The sequence below is a fragment of the Xanthomonas prunicola genome, from assembly GCF_002846205.1.
In the GTDB taxonomy this organism is placed as follows: domain Bacteria; phylum Pseudomonadota; class Gammaproteobacteria; order Xanthomonadales; family Xanthomonadaceae; genus Xanthomonas; species Xanthomonas prunicola.
The window spans coordinates 248,033-265,231 of the sequence record NZ_PHKV01000002.1 but is presented as its reverse complement, the minus strand read 5'-3'; the positions used below and the strand labels follow the sequence as shown (position 1 = coordinate 265,231).

The window sequence follows — 17,199 nt, the reverse complement described above, 5'->3', positions numbered from 1 at the left end:
TTCCATCTGGATGCGTGAATGTATCGTCTTGCCATCGCCGCGCTGCTGGGCGCGATCAGTCTTACCGCCTGCGCACAATCGTCGCAGCCTGCGGCGAGCACTGCCGGCGTCAAGCCCGCCACCGCGCCCGCCACCACCGGCAGCGTGGACCAGCGCGTGAGCACCGCGCTCAAGGCGCTGGACCCGGATTTCAAACCCGATTACATCGGTGCCGCGCCGTTCCCCGGGTTCCGTGAGGTGGTCGTTGGCGGGCAGGTGCTGTACGTCAGCGATGACGGCCGTTACCTGATGCAGGCACAGCCGTTCGATATCCAGAACAAGCAGTTCGCCGCCAGCCCGGGCCTGCTGGCGTATCGTCGCAAGCAGCTGGAGACCGTGCCCAAGGCCGACCGCATCGTGTTTGCGCCGGCAAATCCGAAATACACCGTCACCGTCTTCACCGACGTGGAATGCGGCTACTGCCGCAAGCTGCACAGTGAGATCGGTGAGCTCAACAAGCAGGGCATCGCGGTGGAATACCTGGCCTTCCCGCGCATGGGCCTGGGCAGCCAGGACCACAAGGAAATGATCGCGGTGTGGTGCGCGGCCGATCGCAAGCAGGCGCTGACGGCCGCCAAGTCCGGTCAGCCGGTGGCCTCCAAGGACTGCAAGAACCCGGTGTCGATGGAATACACCCTGGGCCAGCGTCTGGGCGTCAACGGTACTCCGGCGATCTTCGCGCCCGACGGCACCCAGCTCGGTGGCTACCTGCCGCCGGCGCAGCTGCGTGAGGCGCTGGAAAAGCGTGCCGTCGCCACCGCCGGCGGCAGTCTCTGATCCACGGCGAAGCGTCGGTGTGATGCCGCTTTGCGGGTCACTTCGGTGGCCGGCGTGAGCGAACGGAAGGCTGGAGTGCAGATGCATTCCGGCCTTCCGCGTTTTTTGCGGCAGGCTGGCGGAATCGGAGGCCTGAACCTGGCAATTCGCCCAGCTACCCATCAGCGCGCGGGCATGCTGTCGAGCAGCCAGCAGCCAGCAGCCATTGCGTCAGCGCTAGCCTCGTTGCCCGCGAGTCCGCCAGCCACGGTCACCTGTGTCGCGCAGGACGTGCGTTGGCCCCGCGGCACGGCCCCATCAACCCACCCAGTGCACGCTCAGTCCGGCGTCAATCCATCAGCTCCGTTACAATCTGCAGCCCCGTTTCTGACACGGTTCCTCGGACATGATGGTCCTCGAGGGCGCTTCCGCCCTTTCGCCGTTCCGCCGCGCTCGGCTCGAAACCCGCCTGCAAACCCTCGTCCCCGCGCTGCGCATCACCGGCGCCTGGCACGTGTACTTCATCCGCGCCGACGCCGGGCAGTCGCCCGATCAGGCCACCTTGCAGCGGATCCTGCAGGCCAACGCCGCGCCCGCCGCGCGCGATGCGGATGCCTCTTCCCGCTACGTGGTGCCGCGGCTGGGCACTTTGTCGCCGTGGTCGAGCAAGGCCACCGAGCTGGTGCGTGGCGCCGGGCAGCCGATCCAGCGCGTGGAGCGCGGTACCCGCATCGATCTGGCCGGTTGGCCGGCCGACGAAGCGATGCAGGCCGCCGTGGCCAAGCTGCTGCACGACCCGATGATGCAGTCGCTGCTCGGCTCGGCCGCGGCCGCCGAGGCGCTGTTCAACGTGCCCGATCGCGGACAGTTGCAGCGCGTGCCGCTGGATGGGCTGGAGCAGGCCAACCGTGACCTGGGCCTGGCGCTGGCGCAGGACGAGATCGACTACCTGCGCGAACGCTTCGCCGCGCTGGGCCGCGACCCGGCCGATGTCGAGCTGATGATGTTCGCCCAGGCCAATTCCGAGCACTGCCGGCACAAGATCTTCAACGCCAGCTGGACCATCGACGGCAAGCCGCAGGAACGCTCGCTGTTCCGCATGATCAAGCACACCCATCAGCAGACCCCGCAACACACCTTGTCGGCCTACAGCGACAACGCCGCGGTGGTGGAAGGCGTGCCGGCCGCGCGCTACCGCCCGGATCCGGCCAGCGGCGAGTACCGCAGCGAAGCGGTGCTGCCGTCGGCCTTTGCGATCAAGGTCGAAACGCATAACCACCCGACCGCGATCGCGCCGTTTCCCGGTGCGGCTACCGGTGCGGGCGGCGAAATTCGCGACGAAGGCGCCACCGGTCGCGGCGGCAAGCCCAAGGCCGGCCTGACCGGGTTTTCGGTCTCGCATCTGCGCATTCCGACCCTGCCGCAGCCGTGGGAAGCGCCGCGCGCGCTGAACCCGCGCATGGCCCCGGCGCTGGACATCATGCTCGACGGGCCGCTCGGCGGCGCCGCATTCAACAACGAATTCGGCCGGCCGAACCTGCTCGGCTATTTCCGCAGCTTCGAGCTGGCCGAAGGTGAGGGCCTGACCCGCGCCTACGACAAGCCGATCATGCTGGCCGGCGGCCTGGGCGCGATCGATCGCAATCAGGTCGAGAAGCTGCGCCTGCAGCCCGGCGATGCGGTGATCGTGCTGGGCGGCCCGGCGATGCTGATCGGCCTGGGCGGCGGCGCGGCCAGTTCGGTGGCGGCCGGCGACAGCGCCGAAGCACTGGACTTTGCCAGCGTGCAACGCGAAAACCCGGAGATGGAACGCCGCTGCCAGGAGGTCATCGACCGCTGCGTGGCGCTGGGGATCGACAACCCGATCCGCTGGTTCCACGACGTGGGCGCAGGCGGGCTGTCCAACGCCATTCCCGAGCTGCTGCACGATTCGGGCGTGGGCGGCATCATCGACCTGGGCCGCGTGCTCACCGACGACCCGTCGTTGTCGCCGCTGGAACTGTGGTGCAACGAATCGCAGGAACGCTACGTGCTGGGCGTGCCGCAGGCGCGCCTGGACGAATTCGCCGCCATCTGCGCTCGCGAACGCTGCCCGTTTGCGGCAGTGGGCGTGGCCACCGCCGAGGAGCGGCTGGTGGTTGGCTATGGCGTCCTCGACGCCGGGAATCGGGATTCGGGAATCGGGAATGGCAACAGCACGCTGCCGGCTGCCGATGTCGCTTCTCACCATTCCCCATTCCCCACTCCCGATTCCCGGCTTCCGATCGACCTGCCGATGGATGTGCTGTTCGGCAAGGCGCCGAAGATGCATCGCGATGCGGTGCATCCGCCGGCGCCGCAGTGGCCGGTGTTGCAGACCGCTGGGCTGGATTTGCACGAGGCCGGCCTGCGCGTGCTGGCGCATCCCACCGTGGCGTCCAAGAGCTTTCTGGTCACCATCGGCGACCGCAGCGTGGGTGGGTTGACCGCGCGCGAGCAGATGATCGGCCCATGGCAGCTGCCGCTGGCCGATTGCGCGATCACCCTGGCCGGTTTCGACACCTTCGAAGGCGAGGCGATGTCGATTGGCGAGCGCACCCCGCTGGCGCTATTGAACGCCGCCGCGTCCGCACGCATGGCAGTGGGCGAAGCGATCACCAACCTGTGCGCCGCGCCGGTGCAGACGCTGAACAGCATCAAGCTGTCGGCCAATTGGATGGCCGCCGCCGGTCACAGCGGCGAAGACGCGCTGCTGTACGACGCCGTGCGCGCGATCGGCATGGAACTGTGCCCGGCGCTGGAACTGAGCGTGCCGGTGGGCAAGGACTCGCTGTCGATGCAGGCGCAGTGGGTTGCCGGAAATGGGGAATCGGGAATCGGGAATGGCGAAACGCCAGAGCCCCCCGCTTCCACCATTCCCGATTCCCGATTCCCCATTCCCGGTGAAACGCTGAAAAGCGTGTCACCCGTCTCGCTGATCATCAGTGCATTCGCGCCGGTCGGCGATGTGCGCACGCAGCTGACGCCGTTGCTGCGCAGCGAGGAAGACAGCGAGTTGTGGTTGATCGGCTTGGGCGGTGGCAAGCAGCGTCTGGGTGGGTCGGTGCTGGCGCAGGTGTATGCCGATGACGCGGCGTTGCCGGCATTCGGTGGTGACGTGCCGGATCTGGAAGATGCGCAGCGTCTGCGCAGTTTCTTCGAATTGATCCGCGACGCGCGCGACAGCGGGCTGTTGCTGGCGTATCACGATCGCAGCGATGGCGGCGCGTTAGCTGCGTTGTGCGAAATGGCGTTCGCGTCGCGGCAGGGGCTGGATATCACGCTGGATGCGTGGGGCGACGATGCGTTCCGCAGCCTGTTCAACGAAGAACTGGGCGCAGTGGTGCAAATCGCCAGCGAGGACCGCGCCGCGTTCGCCGATCTGGTCGAGCGCCACGCGTTGACCGAATGCGCGCAGCGCATTGCACGGCCCACCGGCACGCCGCGCATCCGCGTGAGCGGGCAGGGCCGCGTGCTGGCCGAGTGGCGTTGGGAAGAGCTGTTCGATGCATGGTGGTCGGTGACCCATGCCATGCAGAAGCTGCGCGACAACCCGGACAGCGCCGACGAAGAGCGCGCGCTGGCGCGTGATTTCAAGGCGCCGGGCCTGCGTCCGAAGCTGGTGTTCAATCCATCCGAAGATGTGGCCGCGCCGTTCGTGGCGACTGGTGCACGCCCCAAGGTGGCGATCCTGCGCGAGCAGGGCGTCAACGGGCAGATCGAAATGGCCTACAACTTCGAGCGCGCAGGTTTCCGTGCCTACGACGTGCACATGAGCGACCTGATCGAAGGCCGCGTGGATTTGCGCGAGTTCGTCGGCTTCGCGGCGTGCGGCGGTTTCAGCTACGGCGACGTGCTGGGTGCCGGCCGTGGCTGGGCCACTTCGATTCTGGAGCGTTCGGCGCTGCGCGATGCGTTTGCCGCGTTCTTCGCGCGTAGCGATACGTTCGCGCTGGGCGTGTGCAATGGCTGTCAGATGCTCAGCCAGCTCAAGGACATCATTCCCGGTGCCGAGCATTGGCCGCGCTTCTTGCGCAACCGCAGTGAGCAGTTCGAAGCGCGCACTGCGCTACTGGAAGTGGTGGAGTCGCCATCGATCTTCCTGCGCGGCATGGCTGGTTCGCGGATTCCGGTGGCGGTGGCGCATGGCGAAGGCCGTGCGGAGTTCGATACGGCCGTGGACCAGGCCGCTGCACGCGTGGCATTGCGTTACATCGATGGCGATGGCGCGGTGGCGTCGCAGTACCCGCTCAATCCGAACGGTTCCCCTGACGGCATCACCGGGCTGACCAGCAGCGACGGTCGCGTCACCATCCTGATGCCGCATCCCGAGCGCACGCCGCGCAGCGCAAACCTGAGCTGGTATCCGGCCGACTGGGGCGACGACTCGCCGTGGCTGCGGATGTTCCGCAACGCGCGGGTGTGGTGCGGTTGATGGCGTGCGGCTGATCTGCAGCCGCTGATGCCTCACTCGACGGCCGTGTGCAGCGATGCACGCGGCCGTTGTCGTTTTGGCAGGGCGCGCCGCGCCTGCAGTTGCCGGGCGGTTGACGCTTCGCCGGGTGCTGCGGTCACTGGCGGATGCTCAAGCGAATCGACCACGATGGTTTTTTTAAAAGCGCCACGTTGTTCGCAGGTATCGCGATTCTCCGCAACAACGTTCTGGGTGCCGGTACATCCATGTGTGCGGCATTGGCCAGACGATGCGCTTGCCACGCTGCGTGTCGGCACCGACATCCCTCAGATTGAAGGGCACGGCCTGCGAAGCGGCCAGCCTGTTGGCGCGCCAATGATCCGACGCCTGGCGCCGCCGTCCCGCAGCGTCGTCAGTTCCTTGGCGGCAATCGCCCGAGGCATGGCTGTCCCGCGCGTCAGATGGCGGTGTGTTACCGGTGCGGCACGTTGGCCGCAGAATCGACACGCCACCCCTGCCTTTTTGCGCAATCGCGCCTGCCGGCGTCCTGCGCGCGGGGGTTTTTGTCGTTTCCCGGTCTGCCTATTCAGCCCTGAAATGTCTCTAAGGACATGATCTAGGTCGCTGTTTTCCAAAGATTTATCAAAAATCTAATAAAAGCAACCAGAACTGTGATCAAACGCGCACTTATCTTCGCTTTCTGTCAAAAACTTGACGCCTGAAATGACGGCTGTTAACACTTCGCTCAGTTCTATGGTTGGGTAGCGTTCACTTTTTGACTATCCAGGGAGCAGGTGCAAGCCGTCCCGCCGCAAGGCCCGTAGCGCGAATAACTGCGGTGAATCACAGGCTGGAACGCCTTTCGCTGCCTGGTGTTCGCCAAAACCAGTCCAACAACTCAGGAGTCGTGCGTCGATGAATCGGATTTATCGCAAGGTCTGGAACAAATCGCTTGGTGTGTGGGCCGTAGCCTCGGAACTGGCTAGCGGTGACAGCCCCGGAGCCGTTGCGTCAGCCTCGTTCATCGATCGCCGCCATCGCCTGGCACTGACCGCTGCCATCGCCCTGGCCCTGGGTGGCGCCGGATTCGCCACGCCACTTCCCGCCAATGCGCAATCGGTGGAAGTGGGTCGCGGCGCATCCGCACCGGCCAGCAAGGCCACCGCCATCGGCGCCAATAGCCACGCCAGCGCAACCGGCGCCGTGGCCACCGGCGCCGACAGCAGCGCCAGTGGCGTCAACAGCAGTGCGATCGGCCGCCAGACCAATGCGATCGGCGAAAACGCCGTAGCCATCGGCTACAACAGTTTCGTGCGCCAGAGCGGCGAAAACGGCGTGGCGCTCGGTGCCAATGCCGGCGTGAGCGGCGCAAATTCGGTGGCGCTGGGCGCAGGCTCGCGCACCTACGAAGACGATGTGGTGTCGGTGGGCAGCGGCAATGGTCGCGGTGGCCCGGCGACGCGCCGCATCACCAACGTCACTGCCGGTGTCAACGCAAACGATGCGGTCAACGTGGCGCAGTTGCGCGACGTGGCCGATGTGGCTGAAAACACCGCACTGTTCTTCAAGGCAACCCCGGGCGAAGACAGCGTGGGCGCCTATGTCGAAGGCGACAGTGCACTCGCTGCAGGCGACGGTGCCAATGCCGTCGGCACGGCGACCACTGCGCTGGGAACCGGTGCCAATGCGGTCGCCACCAACGCCACTGCGGTCGGCGCCAATGCGCTGGCATCCGGGCAGAACAGCGCAGCCTTCGGCCATAACGCGCAGGCCAATGGCCCGGCCAGCGTGGCCGTGGGCGGCGCGGCGGTCAATGAAGACGGCGAGCCGCTGATCACCAACGGCGGTGTGCCGGTCACCACCGGCGCCACCAGCGCCGGCGTCGGCGGCACCGCGGTCGGCGCCAGTGCCAATGCAGATGGCTTTGCTGCATCGTCGTTCGGCGTGGGCGCATACGCAGCCGGCGCGCAGGCGTCTGCCTTCGGTGCGGTGGCCAATGCGGGAGGCGATTACGCCACTGCCGTCGGCACCCAAACCAGCGCCAGCGGCACCAGCAGCACCGCAGTCGGCGGCCCGGTCGATCTGATTCCCGGTCTGGGCTTCTTCGTGCAGACCCAGGCCAGTGGCCAAGCCTCCACCGCGCTGGGCGCCGGCGCGATTGCGTCGGGTACCTACACCACCGCGGTCGGCACGCTGAGCGAAGCCTCCGGCACCGAAGCCACCGCCGTGGGCTACTTCGCGTATGCACCGGGCGAAGGCGCAACCGCCGTGGGTCCGGAATCCTGGGCCAGCGGCGAACTGAGCACGGCGCTGGGGTATTACAGCACCGCCCGCGGCGCCAATTCGGTTGCGTTGGGTGCCAACTCGGTCGCCACGCGCGCCAGCACCGTGTCGGTGGGCGCTGATGGTGCAGAGCGCCAGATCACCAATGTCGCTGCCGGTACCGAAGGCACCGATGCGGTGAATCTCGACCAGCTCACCGCAGTGTCCGACATCGCATCCACCACTGCGCGCTCCTTCGTCGCCACCGGCGATGGCGCTGCGATCGCACAAGGCGTCGACAGCGTGGCTGCCGGTTCCAACGCATTGGCCGACAGCGACTACAGCACCGCGCTGGGTTCGAGCAGCGCGGCATCTGCGCAGGGTGCAACTGCAGTTGGCAGCGGCGCCAATGCCACCACCGACAACGCCACGGCAGTCGGCTTCAACAGCACTGCAATCGCGGAAAACACCACGGCGCTCGGCGGCAACAGCAGCGCCTCGGGCGATGCCAGCACCGCCGTGGGCGTCACCAGCCAGGCCACCGCCAGCGGCGCGACGGCGCTGGGTTACGAGAGCATCGCCAACGGCGCGGATTCCACTGCGCTGGGCGTGGGTAGCGTGGCGTTCGGCGACACCAGCACCGCCGTGGGTGCTGCAAGCGTGGCGTTCGGTACCGACAGCGCTGCCTTCGGCGCCAATGCCGCCGCCGGTGGCACTGCATCCACCGCGATCGGCGCAAACAGCAGTGCCTTCGGTGAGCGCACCGTTGCGCTGGGCGGCGCCAGCACCGCGTCCGGCGACGACAGCATCGCGCTCGGCGCGAGCAGCCAGGCGTCCGCGCTGGGCACCACGGCAGTCGGCAGCAATGCCAACGCCAGTGTTGCCAATGCCACGGCAGTGGGGTTCAACAGCAATGCCGGCGACGACTACGCCACCGCACTCGGCGGCGACAGCAACGCATCCGGCTATTTCAGCACCGCCGTGGGCGGCACCAGTATCGCCAATGGGCGTGGTGCAACGGCGATCGGCTACGAAACCATCGGCAATGGAACTGCATCGACCGCGCTGGGTTTTGCCAGTGTGGCGTGGGGTGACGGTGGTACTGCCATCGGTACCGAAAGTCTCGCCTACGGTGACAACAGCACGGCAGTGGGCGCGAATGCGGCTGCGGCCGATACCGGCTCGATTGCGGTGGGCACCTACGCAAATGCATATGGTCCGCGTGCCATTTCGCTCGGCGGCCAATCCAGGGCGACCGGCGATGAGAGCATTGCGCTGGGTTGGGAAGCGCAGGCTGAAGGCGACCAGGGCATTGCGCTCGGCGCGCGCAGCCAGGCCGGTGAGATGAGCACGGCCATTGGTAACTACGCCAGCGCCAGTGCCTCTTCTGCCACGGCAGTGGGGAACAACAGCAGTGCTGTTGCTAACGACGCTACCGCGCTGGGTATCGTCAGCATGGCGTCGGGGGATTCCAGTACGGCCATCGGCGGTTTCAGTGTCGCCAATGAGCGTGATGCAACGGCGATCGGCCAGGCAAGTATCAGCAGCGGTGTCGCATCGTCAGCGCTGGGCTCCGCCAGTGTTGCGCGGGGTTTTAACAGCACCGCAATCGGTACCGAAAGTTTGGCCGATGGTTACTACAGCACTGCGCTGGGCGCGAGTGCGCGGGCGAACAACTATTCGTCAACCGCCTTGGGCACTTACGCAAACGCGGTGGGGACAAGCGCCACTTCGCTTGGCAGCCAGTCCTTTGCGCTTGGTACCGAGAGTGTCGCGCTGGGCTGGCAATCCAATGCTTCGGGCGAGCAGAGCATTAGTCTCGGCAGCGGTGCGTATACACCTGCCAACAACAGCGTTGCGCTGGGTGCAGGTTCGCTCGCCGATCGCGCCAACACGGTGTCGGTGGGTGCAGCCGGAACCGAGCGGCAGATCGCCAATGTGGCTGCGGGCACGGAGGGCACCGATGCGGTGAATCTGGACCAGCTCAACGCCGTGGCTGGCACCGCCGAAAACACCGCGCGTCTGTTCGCCGGCACCGGCACCGGCACAGCCGATGCGCAGGGCGAAGACGCGACCGCCGCCGGCTCCAATGCCACGGCCGACGGCGATTACAGCAGCGCGTTCGGGTCCAGCAGCCAGGCCACCGCGATCGGCGCTGTGGCCATCGGCAGCGGCGCCAGCGCCAGCGCGCAATACGCCCATGCGGCCGGTTACAACGCAGCGGCCAGCGGCTTCGGCAGTGTGTCCAATGGCGCCTTCAGCCAGGCCAGCGGCGATTATGCCGTGGCCGTGGGGGGCGAAAGCGAAGCGGCCGGCGCGCAGAGCACCGCACTCGGCGCCGCCGCCGGCGCCTATGGCGATGGCTCGCTGGCGGTCGGTGCGCTGAGCGAAGCGCAGGGCAGCGAATCCACTGCCATGGGCTATTTCGCCAGCGCCAGCGGCGAATCGGCCACCGCCGTCGGCGCGGAGAGCGTCGCCAACGGCACCAGCGCCGCGGCGTTCGGCTTCGGTGCCGAAGCCACGTCCAATTACTCCACCGCCTTGGGTGGCTATTCCACCGCCAGCGGTTTCAACAGCACGGCGCTGGGGAATTTCAGCACTGCCAGCGGCTCCAACACCGTTGCCGTGGGCGGCGATGCAACTGCTACCGGCGCCTACAGCGTTGCGGCCGGCCAGGGCAGTGTGGCCAGTGGTTACCACAGCGTCTCGGTTGGTGGTGCCTTGCTCGGCCTGTTGCCGACCGAAGCCTCCGGCGATTACTCCACTGCGGTCGGTGGCGCGGCCTGGGCACCGGGCCTCAACAGCACCGCGCTGGGCAACTTCGCTGAATCCACCGGCGAAGGCAGCGTGGCATTGGGTGCCGACTCGGTCGCCGATCGCGACTTCGCGGTGTCGGTGGGCAGTGCTGGTAACGAGCGTCAGATCACCAATGTTGCGGCCGGTACGCAGGGTACCGACGCGGTGAATCTGAATCAGCTCAACGCCGTTGCCGAAACCGCGCAAACCACCAGCAAGTACTTCAAGGCCAGTGGCAGCGCCGACAGCGATGCCGGTGCCTATGTTGAGGGTGATGACGCCCTGGCGGCAGGCGAGGGCGCCAATGCCACCGGTAACGGTGCCACCGCACTGGGTGCGGGCGCGCAAGCCGTGGTCGACAACGCCACTGCAGTGGGCGTCGGCGCAGTGGCTGGCGGTATCGGTGCGGCCGCGGTGGGCAGCAATGCCCAGGCGTTGGGCGAAAACAGCAGCGCGGTCGGCAGCAACGCGTTGGCCAGCGATATTGGCGCCACGGCACAGGGTGCGGGTGCGCAGGCGATTTCGACCTACACCACCGCCATCGGCAGCGAAGCGGTGGCCTCCGATAATCAGGCCATCGCTGCGGGTTTCCGCAGTACCGCCTCCAATGTCGGTAGTGCCGCCTTCGGTGGCTACAGCGAATCCAGCGGTCGCTTGTCGTCGGCGCTGGGCTACGGCGCAGTAGCGTCGAGCGATTACAGCACCGCCGTCGGTGCCGTTGCGTTGGCCTCCGGTGCCAGCGCGGTCGCCGTTGGCGAATTCAGCGAAGCCACCGGCGATGAGAGTGTGGCCGTCGGCGGCAGCACGTTCTTCGGCTTCATCCCGGCACGTGCCTCCGGCACGGGCGCAGCGGCCTTCGGTGCCGGTGCCTGGGCCACTGCGGACTACACCACCGCCATCGGCTGGAACTCCTATGCCGACGGCGTCAATGCCACTGCGTTGGGCCAGAGCGCCGCCGCGCTTGCCGACAACACGCTTGCATTGGGCGGCGGCAGCCGCGCCAATGCGGTGGGTGCCAGTGTGATCGGTGTGGATGCATCGGCCACCGGCATCAATAGCACCGGCGTCGGTCGTCAGGTCAACGTCATCGGCGAAAACGCGGTGTCGGTGGGCTACAACTCGTTCGTGCGCCAGAGCGCAGTCAACGGCGTGGCACTGGGTGCCAATGCCGGCGCGACCGGTGCTGATTCGGTGGCCTTGGGCTCGGGTTCGCGCACCTATGAAGCCGATACGGTGTCGATCGGCAGCGGCAATGGTCGCGGCGGCCCGGCGACGCGCCGCATCGTCAACGTCAGCGATGGCCTGGCGGCGACCGATGCGGTCAACAAGGGACAGCTGGATGCGGTATCTGCCGATGTGCAGAACACCACCAGCAAGTTCAAGACCACCGGCGACGCGGTGGCCACGGCGACCGGCGACCGCAGCACTGCGGCCGGCTCCGGCGCTGCTGCCACTGGTGCACGTAGCGTGGCGATTGCCTCCGGCAGCCGCGCATCGGCCACTGGTGCAAGCGCGATGGGGGTGGACAGCAGCGCCAGCGGCGTGAACAGCACCGCGATGGGCCGGCAGACCAACGCCATCGGCGAAAACGGAGTTGCGCTGGGCTACAACTCCTTCGTGCGCGAAAGCGGCAGCAATTCCGTGGCGCTCGGTGCGAATGCCGGTGCCAGCGGTGCCGATTCGGTGGCACTGGGCTCGGGCTCGCGCACCTATGACGCCAATACGGTGTCGGTGGGTAGCGGCAACGGTCGCGGCGGCCCGGCCACGCGTCGCATCGTCAACGTCGGCGCCGGCGCGATTGCCAGTGCCAGCACCGATGCGGTCAATGGCGGCCAGTTGTTCCAATCGTTGAGCAATGCAGCCAGCTTCCTGGGCGGCGGTGCGGCGATCGGCGCGCAAGGCGTGTTCGTGGCGCCGACGTATGTGATCCAGGGTGCCAGCTACACCAACGTCGGTGCGGCACTGACTGCGTTGGATAGCAAGGTCAGCGAGCTGGATGCACGTAGCGGCACTGCTCCCGCCAGCACCGCAGCACGCACCGTGTCGCTGCGCACCGCAGCAGTGCCGGCAGTGCCGGCGACTGCCGTCAGCGATGCGGCAAGCAATGTCGCAAGCACTGCGAGCGAGGCAACAGCCGCAGTGCAGGGCACGTCCGCCGCTGCAGTGGTCGGCGGCATCACGCCGGCCGCCACCTCCACGGCGGTCGGTACGGCAGCGGTGGCCAACCACGTCACCGGCACGGCAATTGGTGGCAGCGCATATGCGCATGGCCCCAACGACACCGCGATCGGCAGCAATGCACGCGTCAATGCCGATGGCAGCACTGCGGTGGGTGCCAATACGCAGATCGCGGCCGTGGCAACCAATGCCGTGGCGATGGGCGAAGGCGCGCAGGTCACCGCGGCTTCCGGCACCGCGATCGGCCAGGGCGCACGTGCCACTGCACAAGGTGCCGTCGCCTTGGGTCAGGGGGCGGTTGCCGATCGTGCCAACACGGTGTCGGTGGGCAGCGTCGGCGGCGAGCGTCAGGTAGCCAATGTGGCCGCCGGTACGCGCGCCACCGATGCGGTCAACAAGGGCCAGTTGGATAGCGGCGTTGCTGCGGCCAACAGCTACACCGACAGCCGCTACAACGCGATGGCCGACAGCTTCGAAAGCTACCAGGGCGATATCGAAGATCGTCTGCGCCGGCAGAACCGTCGTCTGGATCGCCAGGGCGCGATGAGCTCGGCGATGTTGAACATGTCCGCCAGCGTGGCGGGTATCGCTTCGCAGAACCGCATCGGTGCCGGTGTCGGCTTCCAGAACGGCGAGTCGGCACTGTCGGTGGGCTACCAACGTGCGATCAGCCCGCGCGCCACGGTCACCGTGGGCGGCGCGCTCAGTGGTGACGACCGCTCGGTCGGCGTGGGTGCCGGTTTCGGCTGGTAAGCGCGGTTGCATCAAGCGCGGCGGCGCCAGGTGCGCCGTCGCGATCTGTAAGGCCTGAGGGGGCGGGCAAGGACCGTGGCTGGGCCGGCCAACGGATTCGCATGGAGTGATGGCCGTACCAGGGGTGGCCGACAAGGACGCCGCGAACCGCACCGCGGTACGCAGTGATTGCGCTGGCTGCTCCAAGCCTGATTCACGAAAAATACGAAGAGGACTTCACCGTGATCGACAAGCATTTCCGTCTCAACCCGCTGACCGGCGCCATCCTGATGATGGCTCTTGGTGCGTCTGGCACCCTCGCTGCCGCCCCCAAACTGCTGGTCAAGGAACCGACCCAGGCAGCTCCGGCCGGCGCAGCGTTCGCTAGCCGGTTGATCGTGCGTTACAAGGACAACACCGCTGCTGCGACCGATCGCAGTAGCAAGCTGAGCGCCGTGCAGGCCGCTGTGGGCCGCGTTGGTGTCAGCACTGGCGCGCGCAGCAGCGCTGCCGCCGCCAAGGCGACGTATGTGCGCAAGCTGGGCATCGGCTCGGACCTGATCAAGCTGTCCAGCACGCTGAGCGCCGCGCAGGTGGACAAGGTGGTGATCGAACTGAAGAACGACCCGTCCGTGGCCGACGTGCAGATCGACCGCATGCTGCGCCCGATCGACATCAGCAAGAGCGTCCCCACCACCGATGTGAGCCCGCAGCTGGTTCCCAACGACCCGTTGTACGCGCAGTACCAGTGGCACCTGAGCAACCCCAATGGCGGCATCAATGCGCCGGGTGCGTGGGATCTGTCGCAGGGTGCGGGCGTGGTGGTGGCGGTGCTGGACACCGGCATCCTGCCGGGCCACCCCGATTTCGCCGGCAATATCCTGCAGGGCTATGACTTCATCACCGACGCCGAAGTCTCGCGTCGTCCCACCGATGCGCGCGTGCCGGGTGCACTCGATTACGGCGACTGGGAAGAGGCCGACAACGTCTGCTATACCGGCTCGGTGGCGAAGGAGAGCTCCTGGCACGGCACCCATGTCTCGGGCACCGTGGCTGAAGCGACCAATAATGGCGTGGGCATGGCTGGCGTGGCGCCGAAGGCGACCATCCTGCCGGTGCGCGTGCTCGGGCGTTGCGGCGGTTACACCTCCGACATCGCCGATGCGATCGTGTGGGCTTCCGGCGGCACCGTCGAAGGCGTGCCGACCAACACCAACCCGGCTGAAGTGATCAACATGAGCCTGGGCGGCGGCGGCGCCTGCGATTCGGCCACCCAGCTGGCGATCAATGGCGCCGTGTCGCGCGGCACCACCGTGGTGGTGGCGGCCGGCAACAGTGGCGAAGATGTGGCCAACCACTCGCCGGCCAGCTGCAACAACACCATCACCGTTGGCGCCACGCGCATCACCGGCGGCATCACCTATTACTCCAACTACGGCAGCAAGGTGGACCTGTCCGGCCCCGGCGGCGGCGGCAGCGTGGACGGCAACCCGGGCGGTTACATCTGGCAGGCCGGCTACACCGGTGCGACCACGCCGACCTCGGGTAGCTATACCTATATGGGTCTAGGCGGCACCTCGATGGCCTCGCCGCATGTGGCTGGCGTCGTTGCGCTGGTGCAAAGCGCTGCAATCGGTCTGGGCGACGGCCCGCTGACCCCGGCTGCGGTCGAAGCGCTGCTCAAGCAGACCAGCCGCCGCTTCCCGGTGACCCCGCCGGCCAGCACCCCGATCGGCAGCGGCATCGTCGATGCCAAGGCCGCGTTGGAAGCGGTGTTGGAAGAGCCGTGCGACCCGGCCACCGAGAGCTGCGCACCGAGCGCTATCGAGCTGACCAACAAGGCACCGGTGGCTGGACTGAGCGGCGCCGCCGGCAGCTCCACGCTGTACAGCTTCGACGCCAAGGCCGGCGCCGTGCTCAGCTTCATGACCTACGGTGGCACCGGCGATGTGTCGATGTACGTCAGCTTCGAGGCCGAGCCCAGCGCGACCAGCTACGACGCCAAGTCGACCCGCCCGGGCAACAGCGAAACCGTGCGTTTCACTGCACCCAAGGCTGGCACGTACTACATCAAGTTGGTCGGCGCGGCGAGCTACGCGAAGCTGACGCTCGTTGCACGACAGTAAGTAGCGAAATAGTGTGACCGATGCCCCCGGCCAATCACCGGGGGCATTGCTTTTCAGGGCGATTCAGATGCGTGCGGTTGATCGTCGCGGCAAACTGCTACAGTCGGCGCCGGACCAGTGGAGACGAGTGTGAACGCGGTTGCCGTCGATCCTATCGAGCATCGAAATGCGGAAATGCGCATCGTCGATGCGCTGCTTGAACGCCGTCGTCTGAAAGACACCGATCTGCTGCGCGCGCGCCAATTGCAGACCGAATCCGGCATGGGCTTGCTCACGTTGCTCGGCCGCCTGGGTTTGGTGTCCGAACGCGATCACGCAGAAACTTGCGCCGAGGTGCTCGGCCTGCCGTTGGTGGATGCACGCCAGCTTGGCGACACCCCGCCGGAAATGCTGCCCGAAGTGCAGAGTCTGTCGCTGCGCTTTCTCAAACAATTTCATCTCTGCCCGGTTGGCGAACGCGATGGCCGGCTGGAGCTGTGGATCGCCGATCCCTACGACGATTACGCCATCGATGCAGTGCGTCTTGCTACCGGCTGCACGCTGCTGTTGCAGGTGGGCTTGCGCTCGGAAATCGACGATCTGATCGAGCGCTGGTACGGCCAGGGCCGTAGTGCGATGGGCACCATCGTCGAAACCGCCGATGGCGATGCCAACAGCAGCGACGACATCGAAGCGCTGCGCGATCTGGCCTCCGAAGCGCCGGTGATCCGCTTGGTGAATCTGGTGATCCAGCACGCGGTGGAGCTGCGCGCCTCCGACATCCATATCGAACCGTTCGAAAGCCGGCTCAAGGTGCGTTACCGCGTCGACGGCGTGCTGGTCGAAGGCGAAAGCCCGCCGGCCAAGCTCACTGCCGCAGTGATCAGCCGCATCAAGATCATGGCCAAGCTCAATATCGCCGAACGCCGCCTGCCGCAGGACGGCCGCATCATGCTGCGCGTGCAGGGCAAGGAGCTGGATCTGCGCGTCAGCACCGTGCCCACCGCGCATGGCGAAAGCGTGGTGATGCGTCTGCTCGATCGCGAAACGGTGGTGTTCGACTTCTACAAGCTCGGCTTTACCGAAGAGTTTTTGCCGCAGTTCCGTAAGGTGCTGGAGCAACCGCACGGCATCATGCTGGTGACCGGTCCCACCGGCTCGGGCAAGACCACCACGCTGTACACCGCGTTGAGCCAGCTCAACACCTCCGACGTAAAAATCATCACCGTCGAAGACCCGGTGGAATACCAGATTGAGGGCATCAACCAGATTCAGGCCAAGCCGCAGATCGGGCTGGATTTCGCCAACGCATTGCGCAGCATCGTGCGTCAGGATCCGGACATCATCATGATCGGCGAAATGCGCGATTTGGAAACCGCGCGCATCGCGATCCAGTCAGCGCTCACCGGCCATTTGGTGCTGTCCACGCTGCACACCAATAACGCGGCCGGCGGCATCACCCGTCTGCTCGACATGGGCGTGGAGGATTATCTGCTCACCTCCACCATCAACGGCATCCTGGCGCAACGGCTTGTGCGCAAACTCGATCTGGCCAATGCCGAACGCTACGCCGCATCGCCCGAAGAGATCGAACGCTTCAATCTGCGCCGTTTGCAGCCCGAGGGCGAGATTTTCCTGTATCGGCCGCGTCCCTCGACCACCGCACCTACCGGTTATCTGGGGCGCACCACCATCGTCGAATTCCTGGTGATGAACGACGAATTGCGCCGCGCGGTGATGCGCCGCGCCGGCATGGGCGAGATCGAACAACTGGCCCGCCAGGCCGGCATGCGCACCATGTACGAGGATGGCTTGTCCAAGGCCTTGCGTGGCGAAACCACCATCGAAGAAGTCCTGCGCGTCACGGAGGATGCGTGATCGGTAGGGTGGCAGGAACGC

At 66.5% G+C, this 17,199-nt stretch carries 5 protein-coding genes; all 5 read left to right on the top strand.

Annotation, left to right across the window (positions count from 1 at the left end):
- The first annotated feature begins 18 nt into the window (after positions 1–18).
- The 5 genes from XpruCFBP8353_RS07680 (at position 19) to gspE (ending at position 17,178) form a co-directional block, all read left to right on the top strand.
- Positions 19–816 carry a DsbC family protein gene (locus XpruCFBP8353_RS07680; protein WP_101362702.1) on the top strand — a complete coding sequence of 266 codons (798 nt, stop codon included), beginning with the start codon at positions 19–21 and terminating at the stop codon, positions 814–816.
- 385 nt (positions 817–1,201) lie between these two features.
- Positions 1,202–5,248 carry a phosphoribosylformylglycinamidine synthase gene (gene purL / locus XpruCFBP8353_RS07675; protein ID WP_101362701.1) on the top strand — a complete coding sequence of 1,349 codons (4,047 nt, stop codon included), beginning with the start codon at positions 1,202–1,204 and terminating at the stop codon, positions 5,246–5,248.
- A gap of 894 nt (positions 5,249–6,142) precedes the next feature.
- Positions 6,143–13,216, top strand: coding sequence for an ESPR-type extended signal peptide-containing protein (locus XpruCFBP8353_RS07665; RefSeq protein ID WP_101362700.1), 7,074 nt, complete (start codon positions 6,143–6,145; stop codon positions 13,214–13,216).
- A 221-nt stretch (positions 13,217–13,437) separates the two neighbouring features.
- Positions 13,438–15,321 carry a diffusible signal factor-reguated S8 family serine peptidase gene (locus XpruCFBP8353_RS07660; protein WP_101363073.1) on the top strand — a complete coding sequence of 628 codons (1,884 nt, stop codon included), beginning with the start codon at positions 13,438–13,440 and terminating at the stop codon, positions 15,319–15,321.
- 129 nt (positions 15,322–15,450) lie between these two features.
- Complete coding sequence (gene gspE / locus XpruCFBP8353_RS07655; RefSeq protein ID WP_207759600.1) at positions 15,451–17,178, top strand: type II secretion system ATPase GspE; 1,728 nt, start codon at positions 15,451–15,453, stop codon at positions 17,176–17,178.
- Positions 17,179–17,199 lie beyond the last annotated feature (21 nt).

Bases quoted from the DNA above. Each gene is read 5' to 3' on its own strand.
- XpruCFBP8353_RS07680 (WP_101362702.1), top strand. From the start codon at position 19: ATGTATCGTCTTGCCATCGCCGCGCTGCTGGGCGCGATCAGTCTTACC.
- purL (WP_101362701.1), top strand. From the start codon at position 1,202: ATGATGGTCCTCGAGGGCGCTTCCGCCCTTTCGCCGTTCCGCCGCGCT.
- XpruCFBP8353_RS07665 (WP_101362700.1), top strand. From the start codon at position 6,143: ATGAATCGGATTTATCGCAAGGTCTGGAACAAATCGCTTGGTGTGTGG.